At 35.0% G+C, this 22,396-nt stretch carries 25 protein-coding genes and 1 riboswitch; of the genes, 23 read left to right on the top strand and 2 right to left on the bottom strand.

Annotated features, from left to right (window positions below):
* Positions 1-121 precede the first annotated feature (121 nt).
* Positions 122-1,669: a glycosyltransferase gene (locus tag ABE048_RS17505; protein WP_430312560.1), complete on the top strand. Its 1,548-nt coding sequence runs from the start codon at positions 122-124 to the stop codon at positions 1,667-1,669.
* 408 nt (positions 1,670-2,077) lie between these two features.
* Here ABE048_RS17505 and ABE048_RS17500 read toward each other — a convergent pair whose 3' ends face one another.
* Positions 2,078-3,034 (bottom strand): nuclease-related domain-containing protein, encoded by a 957-nt coding sequence (locus tag ABE048_RS17500; RefSeq protein WP_430312559.1) that lies wholly within the window; start codon positions 3,032-3,034, stop codon positions 2,078-2,080.
* Positions 3,035-3,640: 606 nt separating this feature from the next.
* Between ABE048_RS17500 and ABE048_RS17495 the strand changes: the two genes are divergently transcribed.
* The 14 genes from ABE048_RS17495 (at position 3,641) to ABE048_RS17430 (ending at position 12,335) form a co-directional block, all read left to right on the top strand.
* Positions 3,641-5,218, top strand: a complete 1,578-nt coding sequence (locus tag ABE048_RS17495; RefSeq protein WP_430312558.1) for a glucosaminidase domain-containing protein — start codon at positions 3,641-3,643, stop codon at positions 5,216-5,218.
* A 151-nt stretch (positions 5,219-5,369) separates the two neighbouring features.
* Positions 5,370-5,442, top strand: a riboswitch (cyclic di-GMP riboswitch).
* Positions 5,443-5,895: 453 nt separating this feature from the next.
* Positions 5,896-6,225, top strand: a complete 330-nt coding sequence (locus ABE048_RS17490; RefSeq protein WP_430312557.1) for a hypothetical protein — start codon at positions 5,896-5,898, stop codon at positions 6,223-6,225.
* 164 nt (positions 6,226-6,389) lie between these two features.
* Complete coding sequence (locus ABE048_RS17485; protein WP_430312556.1) at positions 6,390-6,800, top strand: YxiG family protein; 411 nt, start codon at positions 6,390-6,392, stop codon at positions 6,798-6,800.
* 79 nt (positions 6,801-6,879) lie between these two features.
* Positions 6,880-7,125 (top strand): hypothetical protein, encoded by a 246-nt coding sequence (locus ABE048_RS17480; RefSeq protein ID WP_430312555.1) that lies wholly within the window; start codon positions 6,880-6,882, stop codon positions 7,123-7,125.
* Between the two features lie 130 nt (positions 7,126-7,255).
* Positions 7,256-7,447 carry a hypothetical protein gene (locus tag ABE048_RS17475; protein ID WP_430312554.1) on the top strand — a complete coding sequence of 64 codons (192 nt, stop codon included), beginning with the start codon at positions 7,256-7,258 and terminating at the stop codon, positions 7,445-7,447.
* Between the two features lie 138 nt (positions 7,448-7,585).
* Complete coding sequence (locus ABE048_RS17470) at positions 7,586-7,900, top strand: hypothetical protein (protein WP_430312553.1); 315 nt, start codon at positions 7,586-7,588, stop codon at positions 7,898-7,900.
* Between the two features lie 167 nt (positions 7,901-8,067).
* On the top strand, positions 8,068-8,400 hold the full coding sequence (locus tag ABE048_RS17465; RefSeq protein WP_430312552.1) for a hypothetical protein: 333 nt from the start codon (positions 8,068-8,070) through the stop codon (positions 8,398-8,400).
* Positions 8,401-8,581: 181 nt separating this feature from the next.
* The gene (locus ABE048_RS17460; RefSeq protein WP_430312551.1) at positions 8,582-9,040 is read left to right on the top strand and encodes a DUF4279 domain-containing protein; all 459 of its coding nucleotides are present in this window, start codon (positions 8,582-8,584) and stop codon (positions 9,038-9,040) included.
* 200 nt (positions 9,041-9,240) lie between these two features.
* Positions 9,241-9,615 carry a hypothetical protein gene (locus ABE048_RS17455; RefSeq protein ID WP_430312549.1) on the top strand — a complete coding sequence of 125 codons (375 nt, stop codon included), beginning with the start codon at positions 9,241-9,243 and terminating at the stop codon, positions 9,613-9,615.
* Between the two features lie 97 nt (positions 9,616-9,712).
* Positions 9,713-9,952 (top strand): hypothetical protein, encoded by a 240-nt coding sequence (locus ABE048_RS17450; protein WP_430312548.1) that lies wholly within the window; start codon positions 9,713-9,715, stop codon positions 9,950-9,952.
* A gap of 220 nt (positions 9,953-10,172) precedes the next feature.
* A complete protein-coding gene (locus ABE048_RS17445; protein WP_430312547.1) occupies positions 10,173-10,637 on the top strand; it encodes a hypothetical protein in 465 nt (154 codons plus the stop codon).
* 162 nt (positions 10,638-10,799) lie between these two features.
* A complete protein-coding gene (locus ABE048_RS17440) occupies positions 10,800-11,114 on the top strand; it encodes a hypothetical protein (RefSeq protein ID WP_430312546.1) in 315 nt (104 codons plus the stop codon).
* A gap of 157 nt (positions 11,115-11,271) precedes the next feature.
* Positions 11,272-11,511 carry a 3'-5' exonuclease gene (locus tag ABE048_RS17435; RefSeq protein WP_430312545.1) on the top strand — a complete coding sequence of 80 codons (240 nt, stop codon included), beginning with the start codon at positions 11,272-11,274 and terminating at the stop codon, positions 11,509-11,511.
* A gap of 527 nt (positions 11,512-12,038) precedes the next feature.
* A complete protein-coding gene (locus tag ABE048_RS17430; RefSeq protein WP_430312544.1) occupies positions 12,039-12,335 on the top strand; it encodes a hypothetical protein in 297 nt (98 codons plus the stop codon).
* A gap of 264 nt (positions 12,336-12,599) precedes the next feature.
* Here ABE048_RS17430 and ABE048_RS17425 read toward each other — a convergent pair whose 3' ends face one another.
* The gene (locus tag ABE048_RS17425) at positions 12,600-12,971 is read right to left on the bottom strand and encodes a winged helix-turn-helix transcriptional regulator (protein ID WP_430312543.1); all 372 of its coding nucleotides are present in this window, start codon (positions 12,969-12,971) and stop codon (positions 12,600-12,602) included.
* A gap of 219 nt (positions 12,972-13,190) precedes the next feature.
* Between ABE048_RS17425 and ABE048_RS17420 the strand changes: the two genes are divergently transcribed.
* The 8 genes from ABE048_RS17420 to ABE048_RS17385 all read left to right on the top strand — a co-directional run bounded on the left by ABE048_RS17420 (position 13,191) and on the right by ABE048_RS17385 (position 22,293).
* Positions 13,191-14,024, top strand: a complete 834-nt coding sequence (locus ABE048_RS17420; RefSeq protein WP_430312542.1) for an aldo/keto reductase — start codon at positions 13,191-13,193, stop codon at positions 14,022-14,024.
* Between the two features lie 10 nt (positions 14,025-14,034).
* On the top strand, positions 14,035-15,222 hold the full coding sequence (locus ABE048_RS17415; RefSeq protein ID WP_430312541.1) for an MFS transporter: 1,188 nt from the start codon (positions 14,035-14,037) through the stop codon (positions 15,220-15,222).
* Positions 15,223-16,072: 850 nt separating this feature from the next.
* Positions 16,073-16,486, top strand: a complete 414-nt coding sequence (locus ABE048_RS17410; protein ID WP_430312539.1) for a BlaI/MecI/CopY family transcriptional regulator — start codon at positions 16,073-16,075, stop codon at positions 16,484-16,486.
* A gap of 3 nt (positions 16,487-16,489) precedes the next feature.
* On the top strand, positions 16,490-17,338 hold the full coding sequence (locus ABE048_RS17405) for a M56 family metallopeptidase (RefSeq protein WP_430312538.1): 849 nt from the start codon (positions 16,490-16,492) through the stop codon (positions 17,336-17,338).
* Between the two features lie 50 nt (positions 17,339-17,388).
* A complete protein-coding gene (locus tag ABE048_RS17400; protein ID WP_430312536.1) occupies positions 17,389-18,033 on the top strand; it encodes a DsbA family protein in 645 nt (214 codons plus the stop codon).
* The gene (locus tag ABE048_RS17395) at positions 18,026-18,427 is read left to right on the top strand and encodes a disulfide oxidoreductase (protein WP_430312566.1); all 402 of its coding nucleotides are present in this window, start codon (positions 18,026-18,028) and stop codon (positions 18,425-18,427) included. Before ABE048_RS17400 ends, ABE048_RS17395 begins: the two co-directional genes overlap by 8 nt.
* 30 nt (positions 18,428-18,457) lie before the next feature.
* The gene (gene resA / locus ABE048_RS17390; protein WP_430312535.1) at positions 18,458-18,994 is read left to right on the top strand and encodes a thiol-disulfide oxidoreductase ResA; all 537 of its coding nucleotides are present in this window, start codon (positions 18,458-18,460) and stop codon (positions 18,992-18,994) included.
* Positions 18,995-19,656: 662 nt separating this feature from the next.
* The gene (locus ABE048_RS17385; RefSeq protein WP_430312534.1) at positions 19,657-22,293 is read left to right on the top strand and encodes a glucosaminidase domain-containing protein; all 2,637 of its coding nucleotides are present in this window, start codon (positions 19,657-19,659) and stop codon (positions 22,291-22,293) included.
* The last annotated feature ends 103 nt before the right edge of the window (positions 22,294-22,396 follow it).

Here is a 22,396-nt window from a genome sequence, read left to right as displayed (position 1 = left end):
ATTCGCAAGTTGCAAACAGAAACATTCAATGACACACCAATTACTAAATCACGGGTTGAACTTCTATCAATCCGTGATTCACTCTTTTTTCTTACATATTGCAAAAGGATGTGACTCTCTAATGAAAAGAACAATATTTATGACAGCATGGGATATGGATGTTGAAAAAGGCGGCGTTAATAAAGTGATGCTTCACCGCTCAGCACTATTCTCAAACAAAGACTACCGTTCCGTCTTGCTCACAATGGACTTTAAAATGAACTACCAAGAAATCGCATCAGAACTACGTGCGACTGGACAACTTAATAAAGACGTGGACATCATCAATGTCTACGATTACTATCGCCAAAAATTTTCTTCAAAAGAAGTATCAAATGAGCAAAAAGAACGTTACGAACAAAATGTAAAAAAATATGAAGGTGACTATTGGGTACAAGATGGTGACTATTTTGCTCGCTATTTCATGAATGGCACCTATATCAAATATAAACAATGGGACGATGACGGTATCCTAAAATTCATCGACTATTTCGATGAAAACCGTGTTCGTAATCGCCGCGAAGAATTCCACAAGGATGGCTTTAAAATTCGCGAAACATTGTATCACCCAGCCAACAACAAAAAGAACCAAGAACGCTTCTTTACTCCTGATGGCTTCTGCTTTTTAACGATGTGGTTTAACTACGAAACCGGAAAACAACAACGCATCTACTTATTCGATCCATCTCACAAAAAAGTAGAGGATTTTGCGAATCGTAAAGAATTCCAAACGTACTGGCTTGAAGAACTATGTCGTACAGAAGTAGTCAAACCAGTTGTGATTGTAGACGGAGCAGCAACAGCAGAACGTGTTATTGAAATGGACGATGATTTAGCATTCAAAATTTATATGCTTCACTCAAACCATTTTGAAGAACCTTACACTATTGGTAGCTCATATCGCGAAGCAGTACAACCAATTTTGGACATTATTCCAAAAGGCTACCCAGTTGTTGTTTTAACTGAGCAACAACAACAGGACTTACACAAAGAAATTGGCAACCGTGGTAATATCAGTGTTATTCCAAATAGTGTCGAGCTACCTGTAGCAAAAGTAGAAAAAGATCCACTACTTGTATCACTTGTAGCACGTTATACAAAAGACAAACGGATCGACCAAGCCATCGAAGCATTCCTAGAGGTAGCACGTGATGTTCCAGGTGCCAAACTCGAAATCTACGGAGCAGGCAACGAAGAAGCCGAACTAAAAAAATTAATCAAAAAATTAAAAGTGCATCATAGCGTCAAACTAAAAGGCTACACAAATCGTACGGACGAAGTATTTGCCAAATCTGCTGTCTCACTCGTAACATCAAAAGCAGAAGGATTCAGTCTGGTTATGCTCGAATCATTCGCCAACCATACTCCAGTAGTCAGCTACGAAATCAATTACGGCCCAGCCCAAATCATCAAAGACGGCGAAACCGGTTATCTCGTACCAGACGGCGACATCGAAGCATTAGCAGACCGCATCAAAAAAGTATTAGATAATCCAGCAGAAGCAAAACTCATGGGCGATAATGCCTTTAACCTAATCAAAGAATCATACACACCAGAAATCTACTACAACAAGTGGCGTAACCTAATCGAACAAACAATTGAAGAAAACAAGGAAAAACCATTCTTATAAATGAAAACCAGCCTCAGAATTGAGGCTGGTTTTTTGTTTGGAGATTAATATTAGGAATATCTGATCCACCATTAGTATTTTACGAAAAATGAAGACTAATCCATGAAAATCGATGGTCTATCTACGAAAAATGAAGACCAATCCACGAAAAGGAGAGCAATCCACGAAAATCGATGGTCAATCCACGAAAAGGAGAGCAATCCACGAAAATTGATGGTCAATCCACGAAAAAAGCTGGTCTATCCACGAAAAGGAGACCTCAATCCACGAAAAAAGCTGGTCTATCCACGAAAAGGAGACCAATCCACGAAAAAAGCTGGCCAATCCATGAAAAGGAGGCCTCAATCCACGAAAAGGGAAGTTCAATCCACAAAATTCGGCCACCAACCGAAGTCGATTCGAAGCGAATTATTTTCTATGTTCCGGAAGCGAATAAATGGTATGCCTATTCTTCCCAACACTATTCAAATTCATTTTTTTAATCATTCTGTAGAATTGATTTGGATTACTAATGCCAAGAAATTCTCTACATTTTGTATTGGTAATCGTATGATTTATTATCTTGAAATAATCATATATTGCCTCTTCATGTGCAGTCACATTTTTGAAATGACAGCTTGGGCAAAACCAATAATGAGAAAATTTTTTCATTCCTAATTCTCCACACTTTTTACAAAGCACACCGTTTAAAATATCCTCGCGTGGAATATTGTATCGATCTATTAATGGGTATGGGGAAAATTCTGTGTGACTATCTAGAAAATAGCCTTTCATGTGTTCAAGCCCTTTATTAGTAAGAAATGAAGTCTTTATAGGTATATTTCGCAAGAATGGTTTTATTTCATTTTTTAACAAAATGGTTGTTTTATTAGAAGTTTGTTTGATGAAACTCGATGTAAATGGAAAAATCACCGCACCATATACAGGGATATTAGTTCCTTTATTCAAGAAAAATCTTTTAAGCTGGTGAACATATTCTTCTAATTGAGGCTCCGGGCTGTTGAATACGTGAACTTGACCATTTGAAAGGGTTCGAACAAGCTGTCTTGGATTATGCCTCAACTCAATATCACCCTTAATATTCTTTACTTCAAAAATAACGACATAATAAGGAGTCAAGAATAATACATCAATCTGAATTTTACTTTCTAATAGTAAAGAAAGATTATGAAAGATAAAAAAATCATAGGGGAGTTGAAACTGCTCAAGAGATTCCATTACAACTTTTTCGCCTATATCTCCTGCCTTAATCCGCTTATATTCATTTTCTAATTCTTCCTTCTTTGGATTTGATAACACAAGCCTACGAATCAAATTGTTTAATGCCTCTAAATAGTGTGTTTCAGAATAAGGTTTAACAATCAAAAACTACCCCCTCCATCTTCAATTATTAGTCAAAGTATAAAGAGGATTTTCATTTCATGCAAAACTACTAAGGAAAAGTAAGAGATTATTGTAGATAAAAATAATGTTTTTTTATTGAATTTAATGAAAAATAACATAAAAATACCAACTAATGCATACGAAATTTAGTTTTACGCAATTTGTGTGAAATTTTTGCGAACGTAAATATTCAGAAGCTAAACATAATATCCGAATGTTGTTATATGAAAAATCAATTTACAGGGATATCCATCGAAATAAGGCTTTCAATCCGAGAAATCCGGAGTTCAATTCACGAAATCTGGAGTTCAATCCGCGAAATCCAAACCCCAATCCATGAAATTCGGACATCAATCCACGGAAAAAGAATTGAATTCACGTCCAGAACAACTTAAGTCCCGTCGAAACCTGTTCGGATTAATTAATCCCAAGCCGAATCTAAATCTAAATCAATTTTCATCCTACCGACCCATTGTGACCCCCCCTCCCCTCGACAACTTCTGATATAATATCCCCACTTGTGTTTAAATCACTACCAATTTCGGTTACAATAACCATATATAACAAATTCCCTGGAAGGAGAGAACTATGAGTAGGACTATTAAAACAATCATCATGATCCTAACATTCGTACTATCCACAGTATTTATCACTCACGGACAAGCCTCAGCAGAAGAATCGGAATCTTTTGCTAAAACAGAGGTCAACGAGATTGCCCACATTAAATCGAAAACCGACAAAATCTACAAAAGCCCTGACAACATGGACGACTTCGTATTAGCCGACACAACCTACACGGGCATAGCCTATTACGCAAAAAACAAAACGAGTATTAACAAAAAAACGTACTATCAATTATTCCAAGGATCTAAAGAAATCGGTTGGGTATTATCAACTGACTTGCAACGCAACACACGTACACTGCTTAATAAGACAAAATCCACTGCATACATAGCGGGTACAGGACAAGCGTATAACATGCCTTGGGGCGGTACGAAAAACAAGGTTTTCACATTAAGTGACTATCGTGCGAAAGCATTTAAAATCATACGTACCGAAAAAATCGGCACAGCCACATGGCACCAAGGTACACTAGATGGTAAAACCGTTTGGATTTCAGCAGCATACGTTGAAACAAACCCATATATTGCACTCAACCTTCGAAAAGCATCCGACATTACAGTTAATGAAATGCGTGCATTCTTATTAAGTAAAGGGAAATTGCCAAATAATGTCCTTTACAAATTAGCACCAACATTTATCACATTACAAAAAGAAGCAGGCATTAACGCACAATTTATGTTCGCACATGCTATCTTAGAAACTGGGTGGGGCAGTTCCACTATTTCACAATACAAAAATAACTATTTTGGCTACCAAGCATATGACACATGCGCGCTTACCTGTGCAAAATACTTCCCAACAGGTAAAGATGGACTAAACGCATACGCCTATAAAATTTATCGTGATTACTTAACAACAACAGGACCATATTACAATGGCCCAACATTGTTAGGCATGAACGTCAAATACGCAACAGACAAAGGCTGGAGTGAAAAAATCGCCAATCTAATGGCACAAATGAAACCATATAAAAGCTCTGATTACAGTGACAAAGTAGCGAGCACAAAGGTATTCCAAGCACCAAAAGAATACGATAACGTCATTCCAGAAAAAGGCGCACAACCAGAACAATATCGCAAAATGCCATCAGCCATCTCAGCAACAGTCGATGTAGCAGAAGGGGCAACAGTTTACAGCCTTCCATACATCTATTCAGCACAATATGGTACCTACAAAAAAGGTAAGAACATGACAATCAAGGCGTATCACACAGACGTCCGAGATTTCAAAAATAAAAGTGGTAAAACAGTTCGCTGGTACCGTATCCAATATAGTGATAAACAAGCATGGGTTCGCAGCGACCAAATCGCAGTTTCAAACCTAGGTTTCACAAGCGACACCGCAAACCTGAGAAATGGAGCGGATACAAAATATACACAAGTCGCATCCGTTAACAAAAACACACCAGTCAAATTTGTCAAAAAGGACAACAAATACGTAACAAAGAAAGATAAAAGCAAAACCACTTGGTACCAAATCTACAAACCAGGCTCGACCAAAAAAGTATGGATCAGTGGCAAACTGATCAACATGTATAACTAACAAAAACGAGATTACCTTCAATATGAGGTAATCTCGTTTTTTTAGTGGTAGTTACATCAAGAAGGTTAAAATTATTTTTTTGTAAAATATTATTTAAAATATAGTAAAAATTAACTGTTATTAGTATAATTTACTAGGAAAAATTATACAAAAAACAAAAAGGTAAACCCGTCGAAAGGTGGGACTCAAAGTCATAGGTCCAACTGGATCGCCAGACTACCGAAGTGCCTAAGTAACTATTTAGCTACACACACTTTGTCGTGCGGTTTTTTGCTTTTTTCGTAGAAATAGACTTTTAAGGATTAATTTATTTAGTAGAAGCAATGGTTGAATAATAGTATGGAATAGGTTTGTTCAAAAAATGATGCTAGAAAAAATTTGATATAGTTTGAGAAATATTATTAATGCGAGGTGTATGTAAATTTGTTGTCAAGAGGTCTTATCATTGCATTATTGGTTGCATTTTATTGTTGTTCTATTTTTGGTTTTTTTATGGGGGTAAAAGAAAGTATAATAATTTTGTTTGTGTTGTTAATATGTTTGTTAATTATTGTATTAGATAGAAGAATTCGATAAATGTTTACTAACTAAAAAAGTCTATCATTCCAATTTTCAAGCTGATTGTGACAAAAAAGTAAAAGAACTTAATTTCTTTATAGAATTTAAAGGAGAGAGCGATGGAACAAAAAATTTTAACATTCTTGTTAGCCTTACTCCCTACTTTTTTAATGTTACACCTATTAAATATGTTTTTTTGGGCAACAGGATTGGGGATAATCATAATCCTTCCACTAATTTTTATCATAAATATAATAGTAATTATTGTAGGGCTAACGGTGGCTAGTCATTTAAAAAAGATTTATAAGCGTTTGGTATGGGGAGCAATGATACTAATAACTTTGATTGTACCTATGTATCTTTGGCCTCAAGAGTATTTGCCAAATGTTTTTAAACAAATAGAGAATAGTATTTCAAATTCCATTGGATGGTTCTTATCACATTTATAGAGATGATGACACCGAAGAGGCTACTATAATAAGTATTGATGAAATACCCTCGAGACTAGAAGGACATCACAAGATAATTTGGTGGATTCTTGAAATACTTAGGAAATAAGTTAAACAGCTATATCAAAATAGTAAACTCTATTAATGGGGAGTGAATTAATTTGATGAAAGATTTACAACTTCAATTAAATCAACTTTGGGCAGGAAAAATTAAAAAGTTAGATTTTGATTTTTTAAATGGGAAGATAACTTTATCTGTTGAAGTAATAGAAGATGGTAATGTTAATGACTTTGAAGTGAATTTTATTGATGTATCCTCCCATTATTATCTTAAAAACAATGGAAGCAATAGATTTTCTTTTTATGAAGTAGAAGATGGAGATTATTTAGAACTAACATCTGTTGATTACTATTCTTCAGGAATTGGAGATATTATTATTAACTCCCTTACAAATGACTGGGGGAGTGAGTATTTTTCCAAAGCCAATTTTGTGTTAGAAATTTGGAGTGCTATTCTATTTATTGAAGCGAAGGCTATCAAGATAAATGATGTAACTTATGAAAATTTAATCTAATGAAAAAGAGATCGAAACTTTCTTTAAACCAAATAATGGTTTTAAATATTTTCAAAATTTAAAGTAAGTTGGTGAAAAAATGTTTACATGTAAAGTTTGTGGTTTTGATAAATTAGAATGGCCGCAATATTTGGAAGAAGATAAACCAAACTTTATAATTTGCGATTGTTGTGGTTTCCAATCGGGATATGATGATTTAGATCAAGGTTTAACTTTTGAAGAATATCTAGATAAATGGATTAAAAGAGGGGCTATATGGGTAGATAACAGTCAAAAACCAAAAAATTGGTCTCTTGAAAAGCAATTGAAAAATATTAAGAAATAAAATATTTAGTATGGTCATGTGTTCCCCTCACTTATTCGTATTTTTCCTCATAGATACAAATACAATTCACGATAGTGAAATTTAAAATTATAAAATAGATTTTGATAGCTTAAAAATAGATATAAAAGTATTGAACGAAAAAGAAGAACAAGTGAAAAGTTTGTTTGAAGATTTTTTTGCTTTTCATTTTGAAGACCAGTTACCTGATAGCATACTTTTAGATATAGTTAAAGGAGAAGTCAATACGTTTGCTTTAGAAAATAAAGATTTATTAGATAAAGCGAAAGATTATTGTTGGCCTATGGATTATGAGTATGTATAGGAAATGATTAATTATATTAGAGAGAATAGTTATAATTACTACATATTACAAGATTCATATGGATTAAATGGATGGGATTCTTGCTAAAAGGGTACTCATTGAATAATAACTTATCACAAAGTTTAATGGAGGTATTAAATGTTTAAAAATATTAATTTTGAACCAGGCGAAGTTGTGTATAATGGTTTAGATTTTAATATAGAAGTGCCATTAAAGGAGCAACTATTTTCTCTTAAAGAAGATTTGTTTCAGGTGAATTACTATGATAAATATCTGATTGATGTTGGGTGGTATCCCGAGTTTGATGAAGCTGGTAGCTTCAATATTTGTATTGTAGAGAACTATAATTGGTCGGATTTAATTTTCCAGAAAAAATGTAAGGAAATAAAACAATTAAACCAATACATGCTGGAAAGTGTCAATTTAATTAATAAACTCCTAAAAGGTAAATAGAAACAAGCTTGGACGGTTATCTGTGAATAGGTAATCGTTCAAACTTTTCTTATGGGGGGTAACTAAGTAGTTTTAATGAAAGAGGGGGTATTGTTCTATTCACTCTCCAGCCCTTGATGGAAGATATAATCAAAACCAAAAAAATAAAATTAAAACCAGGAGGAAATATGGATAAGGAGACTATACTAAGTCTTGCTAAGAAATTAAATTGTGAATATGAAATTGGAATTTGGTCTGAAACAAATGATTTCCTCGAAAGACAAGAAAATGTTTTAAGTTATAAATTAGGCTATGAAGAAAATAAGTTCATACTAAAAATAAAATTGAGGGAGTTTAACTTAATTGAGATTAAGATTTTGTTTCATTCCTTAATAACATTTTTGGAATATTCTTCAGCCATTTATTGCAGGGAAGAAAACGAGGGACTTGTCGAGTACTATTTTTTATCTTCATTACCAGACAAAAAAGCTTTTTTGCTAAATATAATATTCTATAGTTGAAAATTTAACCTTGATTGGCATATAGGGCACAACAAATGTTAGTTAATGCGTATCAAAAAAGATATAAGAAAAGCAGTAGGACAAATCTAAGCATGGTATAAAGCAAATAATTAAAATTCATGATAATGAAAAGCACTAACTATTAAAGGACAAATTTGGTATATAGGAGGGGGATTGAAATTTGGAAAAAACAAAAGTAATGGTTTACTTCAGCATATATGGAGATACATTTCCAATAGATTGTGTGACCAAATCGTTGGGAATTGAACCAACCAATTCCTATAAACAGGGTGATGCCATAGTAAGACCGCATAATCCTAATGTTACATCAACGAAAACTCAATTTCGAAGAGAGACAGTCTGGAAATTAGGTACAGGCTATCAAGAATCATATGATGTAAAGGAACAAATGGACCAAATTTTGGAACCATTAAAAAATAAAGCAGCTATCATAAATGAGTTAAAAAAGAAGTATAAACTTGAATGTGATTTCTCAATCGTAATTATTATGGAAAATGGGGAAACACCTGGTTTGCACCTTGATAATGAACAAATTGATTTCGCAAATAGTATAAATGCCGAATTTGACATTGATTTGTATGCAAACCCTTATGACGATCCTGACGATTGGAATCTATAATCCTTATTTAAGTAACGGGTGCATATCTACATTAAGTGGAGATGCATTTTTCTTATTTGAGTAACGAAGTAGTTTGGTTGAAGAAAAAACTAGATTATGGTTATGGTAAGTTGCTTCAAGCAACTATTTAACGGGAATATTGTAGAGTATGAAAAATCCAAATTCTCATATTCCATATAGAAAGTAAGTGAGTTTAAAGTATGAATGCAAAAGAAATCCAGGGAAAGATGGAAGAATTACATTATTGGGACGCAGAAGCAATTAAATTAGAATGTAATTACTTTGCTGATGAGATTACGCTTGTTTATGATGACAGTAGTATCAAAGAAAAATCGGAAGTTATTTATCATTTTTTAAGCTGTTATAAATCTAGTTTCAATCATTGGGTTGCGTTTGCAAAGGATAAGCCTGTTAGGGAATTAAGTACGAGACAAATTTCGTATAGCTTAAAGGATATAGAGGTAGATGAGGTCGAAATTGAGGGAGAAAAGTTTCTTCATTTCAAAATTTTGATGGTACCTATGGAATTAGAAATTTGGTGTAAGAATATAGAAATACAAAGGAATTTAAAGTAATAAAAGAGAAATTTAACTATATTACAATTGTTGAAGATAGAAAATCAGGAAGCATAGGTACACTCTTCTTAAAATGGAAGGTAAGGAGTAAACTTAAATGAACAATTATGAATTTAAAGTTAAATGGTGTAAAGCTTGTAACCAAGGATGGGTAGAAATAGTAAAAGACAAAAACAACGAAAAACTATTACTTCGATGTTCTGAATGTATGTCACAATGGAATAATATTGAAGAATTATCTAGTGGTATATTTAAAGAAGATGAGGTGGAAGTAGTAAAGCCTGAAGTTGAAGTAATAATAAAACAAGGATGGGTTAAATACATTATAAAAAATTAGGCTAATTATAGACTTTGAGGTAACTATCTCAAAGTCTTTTTTACAATATTACCTAAAATGGTAATAGGCAATGTCGAATGATAGGCTTCATTAATCAATAATTGAGTTAGCTACAGTTCGGGGCATCTATCATAAAAATTTAAACAGGGTATGTGATTAAATGTATAAATATCGTATTACAAAATATAACCCGCAATTTAGAAATGATGAGGGGATATATTTGAAAGAAGATTGGACGGCAATTAGTGATATTGGTAAAGTCTTCAATGGAAAGGAACTAACGATTGAAAGCTATAAAAAAACTGAAGATAGTTATATTAGTGTAATACGTTTGATCATGGAATATTTAAATGTACCTTATCTAACGGTAACCGATGTAATACGAAGTTTCCCGTTGGAAATGTTTAAAAATTTAATAAGCGACTATCATGAACTTTATTCTAAAGAGATGATAGAGTATTATTCGAGTGAAAAGAATAATGACACTTTAGAAAAAGAATATATAGATGTTTTTTGTAGATTGCTACTTAGAGAGGATATAGGTTCAAAGATTTTTTATAATAGGAAAATGAAAATATTTATTGGATATGATTATTTAATGAGTATTCACACTTCAAAGTCTTTAGATTCTATGATTTCCTTAATTGAAGAACTAGGACTTTATGTTGAAGATTTTTCAAAGTAGTTATGTAGTATTCACCTGATATTATGTTGATGTTCTATACCGTCAATTACATTGAGCAAAGGAAAACATCAAGGGGAGGTTGATTTTGATTTTAAACCTACTTAACCTGCTGATGCATCTGGTGGTCATAATTTAAAAGTTAAAAAGAAAGGATATATTGGGATGCTTAAGAGTGATTGGATTCCTGTAAGGGGAATTTCAGACGATACTCAAATTTGGAGTGGAGCCATAGTTAGGGTTTATGGAGTGAATAATTGTGAAGAAGATTTCTATGATTATATAGTATCTTTTATATATGATAATACTGACTACTTACAATTAACCTGTCTTGCACAAGGAGAAGGTGGAAATATCATTTGTGTATTGCAAACAGAACCGAATTCTAATTATTCACTGGGGAGAGAATTAAAAAGAATGATGGATGATGGAACAGACTCTGTGTTTGTAAATTTTGCTCCTGAGTGTATTGTAAAGTAACATCCTTTAATTGAAAAAATTAACGCAAATTGTGGATGGAATTATAAACTAGAATATGGCATGGAGACACTAGGTTCCAGATAATTAGAAATCATGAAATTATTACAGCCTATCCAGTATCTCCATAGAGAAAGCATTGTAAATGAGGAGAGAGAAAATGCAGACTTTTAATGGAAAGATAGTTTGTCCTCGATGTGACGGTAATGGACTAGTTTATAAATCTAGAGTTGTTGAGTTAGATTTGATTATTTACATCTGTGATGAATGTGAAGCATCGTGGAAAAATGAGGAGCTTTCCTTAAATGAGTTCCAAGACTTAAGTACTTTTCTTGAAGATAAAGGACTTGTTAATATGGATGTTCAATTTATTGACTTGGGGTATGATTGGAAAAAATAGTGATGGAAAACCTTGATGGGCTAATGCCTTTCAAGGTTTCTTTTATTGTGTGGCTACATAGTGTTTTTCTAGAAAATCTTTTATTAAAACATTACTCACAATCGCTTAAAAAAAAATCAAGGGACAAGCGTTAATTTGTATTATAAGGAAAATTTTGAATATCTCATGATAAAGCAAAAAAATAGCCTATGAATTGCCGATGATAAACGAGAAAGCGGTCAGTTAACTTTTGCATAACCTTGGGACAGGCTTATTCATAAAGTAAGATTAGCTAAAATTTGGTATAGTTTGAGAATCATTTTTTAATGCGAGGTGTGCGTAAAAATGTTGTTAAGAGTTCTTATCATTTTACTATTGATTGCATTTTATTGTTGGTCTATTATTTCTCTTTATACAGGTTGATTGAGTTTAAAGTTTTTGCATTTTAAGTCTATATTGTTATTGGATATTAGGGGGAAAAAGGAAAATTAGGTGTTTACCAAAATAACGGCTGTGTTAACAATCCAATAGCAAGGAAGGAGAAAGAAATGGACAAAAAAATATTAAAATTCTTGTTAGCAATTTTACCTACCTTTTTAATGTTACATCTCTTAGCTATGTTCTTTCCATATACAGGACTTGCGAGGATACTAGTTATTCCAGAAATTATTATCATAAACAGTATCATAATCATTGTGTGGTTAAAAATGGCTAGTATTGAATTAGGGAATAAGAGAAAGATATGGATATCGATGATAGTAGTTACTTTAATTATAACGGTTTCTCTATGGCCACAAGAGTTTAATCCACCTGTTTTCAAACAATTAATCGATAAAATTATATGATAATTATCAAAAATTTATCTTTTTTAAAGAAAGTTGAATTGTTGATAATGGTACAAAGAATAGGAATTACAAAAGACTAGCTTAAATAAAATGACAAAAGGTCTGGAGAATGAAGGTATTCTCTAGACCTTTTCATATTTTCAAAGAAAAATAAATGCTAACGGAAGTCAGATAAGGAGTGCAGCTGAGCGAAGACAGGAATAGAACATCAAAGGTTTATGACAAGGGAGACAAACTTATGCACATCTTAGCCAAACTGTTGATCTAGTCACAGCGAAGTTCCACTTGGCGACCATTTCGTTGTAACACTTCTACGTGTTTTTCACCCCAGCTACATAAAAGATCCAACAAGTCACCTAAGCTATTGCCATAATCACTTAAACAGTACTCTACTTTTGGTGGTACTTGATTATACACTTTACGTAGGATAATGCCATCAGCTTCTAGTTCTCTCAACTGCTGTGTAAGCATTTTTTGTGTAATGTCAGGAATTGCTCGTTTTAATTCGCTCGTTCGCATCTTTTGGTGACGTAGATTACATAAAATGATGGGCTTCCATTTACCACCGATAACATCCATTGTAGCTTCAACGCCAATATTATAAATTCGTGTATCGGAACGGGTATTACTTTGCATGAATTAAAACTCCTTCAGTTTTAAAAATTTTCCTCCACTTTAGCATAATTTTTTTAGTTTGTCCGTTGAACAGCACTTTTTCCCGAAAAAATAATTGTGCGCATCCCTTACTAGCCACAATTATTACTTTTTGGTGCCTATAGCACTTTAAAGTACTTACTTGTTTAAAAGTACCGTGGGCGTATACTTAAAAACATCAATCGAGAAGGAGACAAAACAATGAAAAATATTATGTTAGACAATTCATATAAAGTACCGCAAATGGGACTAGGCGTATTTTTAGTAGAGGATGAAGAAGTACTGACTGATGCTGTCAATTGGGCATATGAAGCAGGCTACCGTCATTTCGACACTGCTCAAATTTATAACAATGAGGCATTTTTAGGTAAAGCCCTAGCACAAAAAGAGCGTGCAAGCTATTTCTTAACAACAAAAGTATGGAATAGTATCACAACTTATGAGGAAACGTTAAATAGTTTTGAAGAATCGCTACAAAAATTACAGACGGATTATGTAGATTTATTGCTTATTCACTGGCCAAGCGAAGGGTATGTTGAAAAATGGCGTGCATTAGAAACGTTATACCTACAAGGGAAAGTAAAAGCCATTGGCGTATCAAATTTTGAAATCCACCAATTACAAGCATTAATGGCGACAGCTACAATTAAACCTATGATTAATCAAATTGAAACGCATCCCTACTTTCAACAGAATGAGTTACGTGCGTTCATGGAGAAAGAAGGAATTTGCCATCAAGCATGGGCTCCATTAGGTCAGGGATTAAAGGAATTATTTGAAGAGCCTGTTCTACAAGCTTTAGTCAACAAATATCAAAAATCTGTTCCACAAATCATTTTACGTTGGCATCTTGACCGAAACTCTATTGTGATTCCGAAATCTGTTCATAAAGAACGTTTAGAAGAAAACATTAATGTTTTTGATTTTACTTTAACAGAGAAGGAATTAGAAGACATTGCATCACTTGATCGTGGATTACGAGTAGGACCAAATCCGGCAGATGAAGCATGGTTAAAGGAGACTATAGGAAAGTAAGGGAGCAATTATGAAACAAAACAATGTCTCACCGTCTTTAACGCTATTGGCTTTAGCCATCAGTGCATTTGCTATCGGTTCGACAGAATTTATTAGCGTTGGTCTTTTACCGATGATTGTTGAAACGTTTAATGTTAGCTTAGCACAAGCTGGCTTAACCGTTTCAATATATGCACTAGGTGTCACTGTGGGAGCACCAATATTAACCATTTTAACAGGTCAAATCAATCGTAAAAAGCTAATGATTGGTATAATGCTCACCTTTATTATAGGAAATATTTTGGCAGCAGTAGCCATCAATTTTCCAATGCTATTAGCTGGGCGCATTATTTCAGCCTTAGCACATGGCATATTTATGTCCGTATCTACCGTAATAGCAGCTGATGTTGTTGCTCCCTCAAAACGAGCGAGTGCCATCGCCATCATGTTTACAGGATTAACTGTAGCAACAGTAACAGGTGTACCACTTGGAACCTTTATCGGTCAACAAATGGGCTGGCATTTTTCGTTTTGGTTCATCGTCGTAGTCGGTGTTATTGGCTTAATAGCAGATGCTTGGCTCATTCCGAAAGAACTGCCTAGCCCTGGTCGCATAACTAGTAAAGGCATTTTACGAATTTTACGGAGTAAAGAGCTAATGTTTGCCCTATTAGCTACCGCCTTCGGTTATGGAGGTACCTTTGCTGCATATACCTACCTTAGTCCACTATTAGAAAAATATGTTGGCTATTCAGCTAACGGCGTAGTAGTACTGCTAATTGTTTATGGCATCATGGTAGCGATCGGGAACACTGTCGGTGGTAAACTGACCAATAGAAATCCTCTTTCAGCGCTACTCAAAATGTTCATTGGACTATTAGGGGCATTGCTCTTTTTATTCTTTACTGTTCAACATTTTTATCTGGGCACACTTGGAGTGCTTATGATGGGCATCTTTGCATTTATGAATGTTCCCGGTCTTCAATTATATATCGTTCAGCTCGCTGAAGAAAAAGCGCCATCCGACATTCTATTGGCGTCAGCTTTAAACATTTCAGCATTTAATATCGGCATCACACTCGGTGCATCAGTGGGGGGACAAATCACTAGTAGAGTAGGGCTACTTTATACTCCACTCGGCGGAGCAGGCATGGTTTTCATAGCAATCTTGTTGATTATACAATTACAGCGTTGGAATAAAACGAATGTCAAACTGTAAGCAAATCATGCTCGAATCACAAGTATACAGATAGACTAACGATGGTAGTGCAAATCAAAATCCATGATTTGTGCTACTATTTTTTTGTGAAATGTGTGAATCCCATGTATCTAAGAGGACGTAAATTGCTACAAGAGCGAATAAAATTCCGAAAGTAGCAAATAAATTAGCTGAACTAGCGAATAAACCGCCAAGAGGAGCGAATAAAGTAACCAAAGTAGCGAATAAACCTTCTCCAAAAGCGAATACCAAATGACTCAACTCAATTTGTCCGCGGCAAGAACCTGTAGTGAATGTATAAATCAAATCCGCGTCCAATCAGAGCAATCTAAAAAGGGAATAAAGAGGACGTAAATTGCTGCAAGAGCGAATAAAATTCCGAAAGTAGCGAATAAATTAGCTGAACTAGCGAATAAAACAGCCAGAGGAGCGAATTAACCAATCGAAGGAGCGAATAAACCTTCTCAAAAAGCGAATCCCAAAGGACGGAACCCATTTTGTTCGCGGCTAGAACCTATAGTAAATACATGAATCAAATCCGCGTCCAATCAGAGTAATCTAAAAAGGGAATACTTAGGATATAAATTGTTGCAAGAGCGAATAAAATTCCGAAAGTAGCGAATAAATTAGCTAAACTAGCGAATAAAACAGGCAAACTAGCGAATAACTCGTTCCAAAGAGCGAATAAACTTACCAATCTAGCGAATAAACCAGCAAATCTAGCCAATAAAACCCATCTCCATTCATTCCAACCTCATCACCAATTATCTCGATTTCAAAGAATAAATAATTGACGTTCCATCCATCTCACACTACAATGGGTAATGTAACGATGTGAGGTGGCCTAGTCATGAGAATTCGTAAATTTAAGATACATGAAAGTGGATTGAATCGCTTTTTTGGACCGCTTGAAGCCAAAATCATGGACATTTTATGGAACAATGATGAAATGACCATCAAAGATGTTCAACACAATCTTGAAAAAGAGAAAGCGATGAACTTTAACACGGTTATGACGGTGATGAATCGGTTAGTCGAAAAGGGAATTCTTCAAAAGAGAACAGAAGGAAGATCCTCTATGTACAAGCCTGTTCAATCCAGACATGAGTTTTTGGATACGCAGTCGAAAGAAATGACAAATGAACTGATGGATGAATTCGGCAATGTGGTTGTAAGTCATATGCTTGATGCACTTGAAGATGTAGATGATGAGTTAGTCGCAAAGCTTGAGATGAAGATTAAAGAATTGAAAAAGGATCGATAGCATATGGAAAAACGTCAATCAACGTCTATGTTAATCGTGTCACTTTTCATTTCTGGAACTATTTTTATCCAAATGGCTTTATACGCTATTGCGTTTTTTGCCGGATGGGATATGAAATTTAATCTTGTTGATGTATGTCATAGTGCGTTAAAAGCAATCGGCATGTCATCACTTGAATATGCCCTCGATGCTCTTGTCGTCTATACATTATTATTCTCGTTGTGGAAATTGGGATCTCAATTGTTTCACACGATGAATATGAAAAGAAAGTTTCAACAATATAGAGAGAGTAAGCTCACAATGGATTTAAATGCACAATACAGATTCAAAAAAGAATCCATTATGGTCATTTCTTATCCTGTGCCGCTTGCGATTACAATGGGATTCATTTCCCCTAAAATCATCATCTCAACAGGACTGATGAATCTGTTAAATGATGATGAATTGGATGCCGTTATTTATCATGAGATGTATCACAAAAAGAATAATGATCCACTTAAGATATTTTTACTATCGCTTTGTGCATCATCCATGTCGTACATTCCCATTTTAAAATGGTTTAACCAAAAATATCGAATCATTCAAGAAGTATTAGCCGATAACTTGGCGATTGAAAAACAAGCAACATCTATGCATATAGGTAGTGCACTTTTGAAAATGTTGAAAGCAGGAAAGCTAGATTCGATGCCATTTATCTATGCATCTTTTGCAGATACATCTGTAAATTATAGAATCGAATATATGCTAAATCCTTTAAAAGATAGTCAAATAAAGATTCCAGTAGAAATAGCTTGTAGATCATTTATGATCTTTAGCTTAATCTGTATCTTTTTTATTTACGCGCTTGCGTAAATTTTTTACCTCATTACACTACACAATGTAGTTCTAAAAGGAGAAATTTTATGTCTAAGAAAATATTCTGGATTATCGGCATTATTGCCGTATGTGTGATTGCACTGATTGTGTTAAATGGAAAAAGTGGGAAGTCGTCAGCAACGATTGACTATAAGGATCAACCATTTATTGGACAAGAATCCGCACCAGTCGAAATTATTGAATTCGGTGACTATAAATGTCCACATTGCGGTGAATTCAACAAAAATGTTTTACCTTATATCGATCAACAATTCATCCAAACAGGCAAGGCTAAGCTTTACTTTATGAACTACGCATTTATTGCTCCTGATTCAAAAACAGCCGCACTATTTGCAGAAACCGTTTATAAAGAGCTTGGAAATGAACCATTCTGGAAATTCCACGAGCTATTATTTGAAAATCAAACAACAAAAGATGGCAAAGAAAATATCATGACAGAAGAATTTTTGAAAACCGTATTATCGAAAGTAGCAAGCAAAGATGATACCGAAAAAGTAGCGAAAGCATTCGAAGAAAATAAAGCAAATGCTGCTTTTGACAAAGATATGAAAACAGCAAACAAATTAAAAGTTCAAGCTACACCTGCAATCTTTATTGGAGGTAAAGAATTCAAAGGTCAAACAATGAACGATTTCGCGAAAATGGTAGATGAGGCTGCAAATGATAAATAAACCTCTACTATTAGCATGGATTACATCGATCATTGCAATGGGGGGAAGTCTGTTTTTTAGTGAATATATGGGTTTTATACCATGCACCCTTTGCTGGTATCAACGAATTATGATGTATCCTTTGGTCATTTTCCTCGGGATTGCTTTTTATCATAACGACCGAAATATTTATAAATATGTTCTACCAATTTCAGTGATTGGAATGATTACGGCTGCTTATCACTATGCACTACAAAAAATCCCGTCCATGCATGAATTTGCTACATGTTCAAGCGGTGTACCTTGCTCTGGACAATACATCAATTGGCTCGGTTTCATTACGATTCCGTTTCTATCACTGATTGCTTTTACGATTATTACTATTTCTTTGATAGTCCTTTGGAAACGTAAATAATTTTCGAATCAGCAAGGAAGGGAAGAGGCTATGAAAAAGAAAACGCGATATTATATACGCTTAAGTATTCTAACAGTGTTAGTCGGGGCAATTATTTTTACGATCTACAACACAGCAACAAAGGACAAAGCCCAGCTGTTACAAGTAGGGGACCAAGCACCTGACTTTGCGCTCGTCGATATGAATGGAAACAAACATCAATTGTCTGAATACAAAGGCCAAGGTGTCTTCCTCAATTTCTGGGGAACCTGGTGCAAGCCATGCGAAAAAGAATTCCCTTTGATTGACAAGCAATATCAGACTTACAAAGACAAAAGTGTTCAAGTACTAGCCATCAACGTCGCAGAGCCTGAACTCTCTGTACAAAAATATATTGACCGAAAAGAATTGACATTTCCGGTCCTAATCGATCAGACCAAATCAGTTATGAGAACATATAATATCGATCCATTACCAACAACTCTACTCATTAATCCAGAAGGAAAAATAGAGAAAATCATCACCGGACAAATGAGCGAATCCGATATCAAAGCAAACATGGAACAAATCATGCCAAAGAAAATGTAGTTTACGAACCAGGAATGTTATATACACAGCATTCCTGGTTTTTAAATGGATAAAAACCTTTATTGCTAAAAATCATTATCCGCGGCAGAAACCCGTAATCTCTCAAAAACTGTAGCCGCGCTCAATAAGAGCAACTCAAGATCCTCAATAAAAAAGAGTTTGAGAAAGCCTAAATTGTTGCAAGAGCGATCCCCGAGAAAACCAAAGACTCAACCCCCTCGCCCGCGGCAAAGAACCACAAATCATCCAACATCCGTAACCGCGCCTAATCAGAGCATTCCAAGATCCTCATTAAAAGAGTTTTGAAAGAACTTAAATTGTTGTAAGAGCGAATAAAATTCAATAAGTAGCGAATAAACCCATCAAACTAGCGAATAAACCCATTGAATTAGCGAATAAATCCATCAAACTAGCGAATAAACCTCTCGAATTAGCGAATAACTCCACCAACCTGGCGAATACACCCCTCTAACTCACGAATAACTCCACCAACCTACCAAATAACCCCCCTTAAATCGCAAAAAACCCCTCCAACCTCTCGAGAACCCCCCCTCAATCCTATCAATATTTCAAGAAAACTCCATTTTTCCCTTATACAAACCACTTAAAATCATGCTATAGTTATTAAAAATCCATCATTTTCATAGAAAGGAAGGATCAACTTGTCTTCAAAACAAAAAACGTCTGCAAAACTAACTGCTGCAGCCATTTCAGCGGCTATGCTCGCATCTGCTGTAACCATGTCATTACCTCCGCTAAAAGCTGACGCTAAAACAACTGTCACGCAGCCATCTAAAAAAGTACAGCAAACAAATACTAGTAAACTCGGTCAATTCAAATCTGAAAAAGCCATTATTTATAAATCTCCAACCGCAACAAAAGGAACAAAAGCAGGTAGCCAAAAACTTCAGCTTACGTATTACATAAATAAAAAGGCAATCTATAACAAGACAACCTATTACCAAGTGAGCAACTATAAAAGCACAACTCAACCATCACTTGGCTGGGTAAAGTCAACAGATCTCACAACCAAAACATATACGATTACCAAAAATAGCACGACGCCAAGATATATAATTGGAACTGGTAAAGGCTACACAAGACCATGGGGCGGAGCGCGCAACATCCTCTTCGTATCCCTTAGTACGGATAAAGGAAAACAATTCAAAGTAAAAACTACTGAAAAAGTAGGCGACGAAACATGGTATAGTGGCACACTAAATGGTCAAACAGTTTGGGTAAAATCTGACCAACTAACAACGAAAAAGCCAACAACGTCGGTCAAACCTGTACTCAAAACAGTAAATAGACTAGGCCAAATTAATACACAAATCGCTAAAATCTATCCGGATATCAACAACTTAAAAAATGCAGTACAAGCAACAGAAAAGAAATTAGGCAAAACCTATTACATCACACAACAAGCAACAATCGGAAAAGATATCTATTTCCAACTAAGCACACATCCAACAAGTGCTGCAGCTAAAATTGGCTGGATCAAAAGTTCAGATGTAAAATCGGTGGCACAATCTACAGCCCCAGTCCCAACTACTCCGAAAGCTTTAAATGGAACAGGTTCAGGGTACAGCATTCAATGGGGTGGCAAAAACGACATTGTAGAAAAATCACTAACAAGAGATCAAAAATTCATCATCAACAAAGCAATCAAGGCAGGTGATGAAATCTGGTATCAAGGAAAAACAACCAACAACACAAACATCTGGGTATCATCAACGCAAGTGAAAAATTATCAAGAACCAACAGAACCATCAAAACCAGAAACACCGCAACAACCAGAAACAACAGCGATTACAAAAGTCGGCACACTAAAAAGCACCACAACCAAAATCTATTCAGACCTAACCGACTTAACCAAAACAATCGATGCAGGTACGACTTATACAAAAGAAAACTTTTATGTATACAAACAAGCAACAGTAGATAGCAAAACGTACTACGAAATCAGTCGAACAGACGGTACAAAAACAAAAGCAGTAGGTTGGGTAGAAAAAGAACAAATCACCTTAACAGATATCACATCATCTACCGCAACAAACCTAAAACTTTACTTAACAGGCTTTGGTAATGCATATAACATTTCAAACGGCACAACAAACAATGTCGTTTACAGCTCACTTGCGAAATACCGAGCGAAAGCCTTCACAGCAACGAAAACAGAAGTTATTAATGGCAAAACATATTATCAAGGTAGCATCGGTGGTAAAACAGTTTGGATTACACCAGAACAAACTGGAAACAACTATCTAGCAGAAAATTTAAGAAAAACATCCAATATCACGGAAAAAGAAATGAAAGACTATCTCATTAAGAAAAAAGGAACAACGATCACAACAAACAATCTATACAAAATGATTCCCACTTTCCTTGAAGTTCAAGCAGAATATGGCATTAACGCTCAATTTATGCTTGCACACGCAATATGGGAAACTGGTTGGGGAAGTTCATCCATTTCACAATATAAAAACAACTTTTTTGGTTACCAAGCATATGACTCAGCACCATTCACATGCGCCCTATACTTTCCAACAGGAAAAGATGGACTTGAATATTATGCAGACCGCATTTATTACAACTACCTAAAAGAAGGCGGAGTGTATAATAATGGTGTCAGTATCGCAGGCATGAATACCAAATACGCAACAGACCAAAACTGGGGTCGCAGCATTTCAAGACTAATGGAAGAAATGAAACCATACGATAGCAAATACTATACAGCTCAACCAATAAGCACACTTGATCCAGCGCCAGTATCAGCTAACTATGACCATATTATCCCAGCAGATAATAAGCAGCCTGATATCTACTACACATTCGATCAAGGCATCACAGCAACTGCAAAATTACTTGCACCTGTCTATTCAATGCCATATGCAATGTCTAAACAAATTGGAACATTAGCATTAGGGCAACAGATTACGATTTTAGGTCATAACGCGGATATCAAAGATTACAAAGATAGTAGCGGCAACCTAAAAGGACGTTGGTTCCGTGTCCAATTCAATAATAATGACCAAGCATGGATAAGAAGCGATTACTTAAACATCCAAAATCTTGCAGTCACACTTGGAGACGGTTCGAACGTTCGTGACAAAGCTACAACGAAAGATTCCAACGTTGTCGCAAAACTAAACAAAGACAAATATCTAAAACTAGTAACAGATTCAAAAGGCGCAGTCGTAACATCAAAAGACGAAAACAACACAACGTGGTACCAAATCTATATCCCAGGCACAACCACAAAAGCCTGGATTAGCTCAACCATCGTTACGAAATTTTAACATTCAAGGCCCTAACCTCTAAAAGAGATTAGGGCCTTATTTATTTATAGGGATAATGAATTCAAGTGAAGTTAATCATCTACTGAGTGAAACAGTGAGGACT

The sequence above is a fragment of the Rummeliibacillus pycnus genome (genome assembly GCF_050459865.1).
Lineage (GTDB): Bacteria > Bacillota > Bacilli > Bacillales_A > Planococcaceae > Rummeliibacillus > Rummeliibacillus pycnus_B.
Note: the sequence above shows the minus strand (reverse complement) of the source record. Positions and strands in the feature narration are given on the sequence as shown.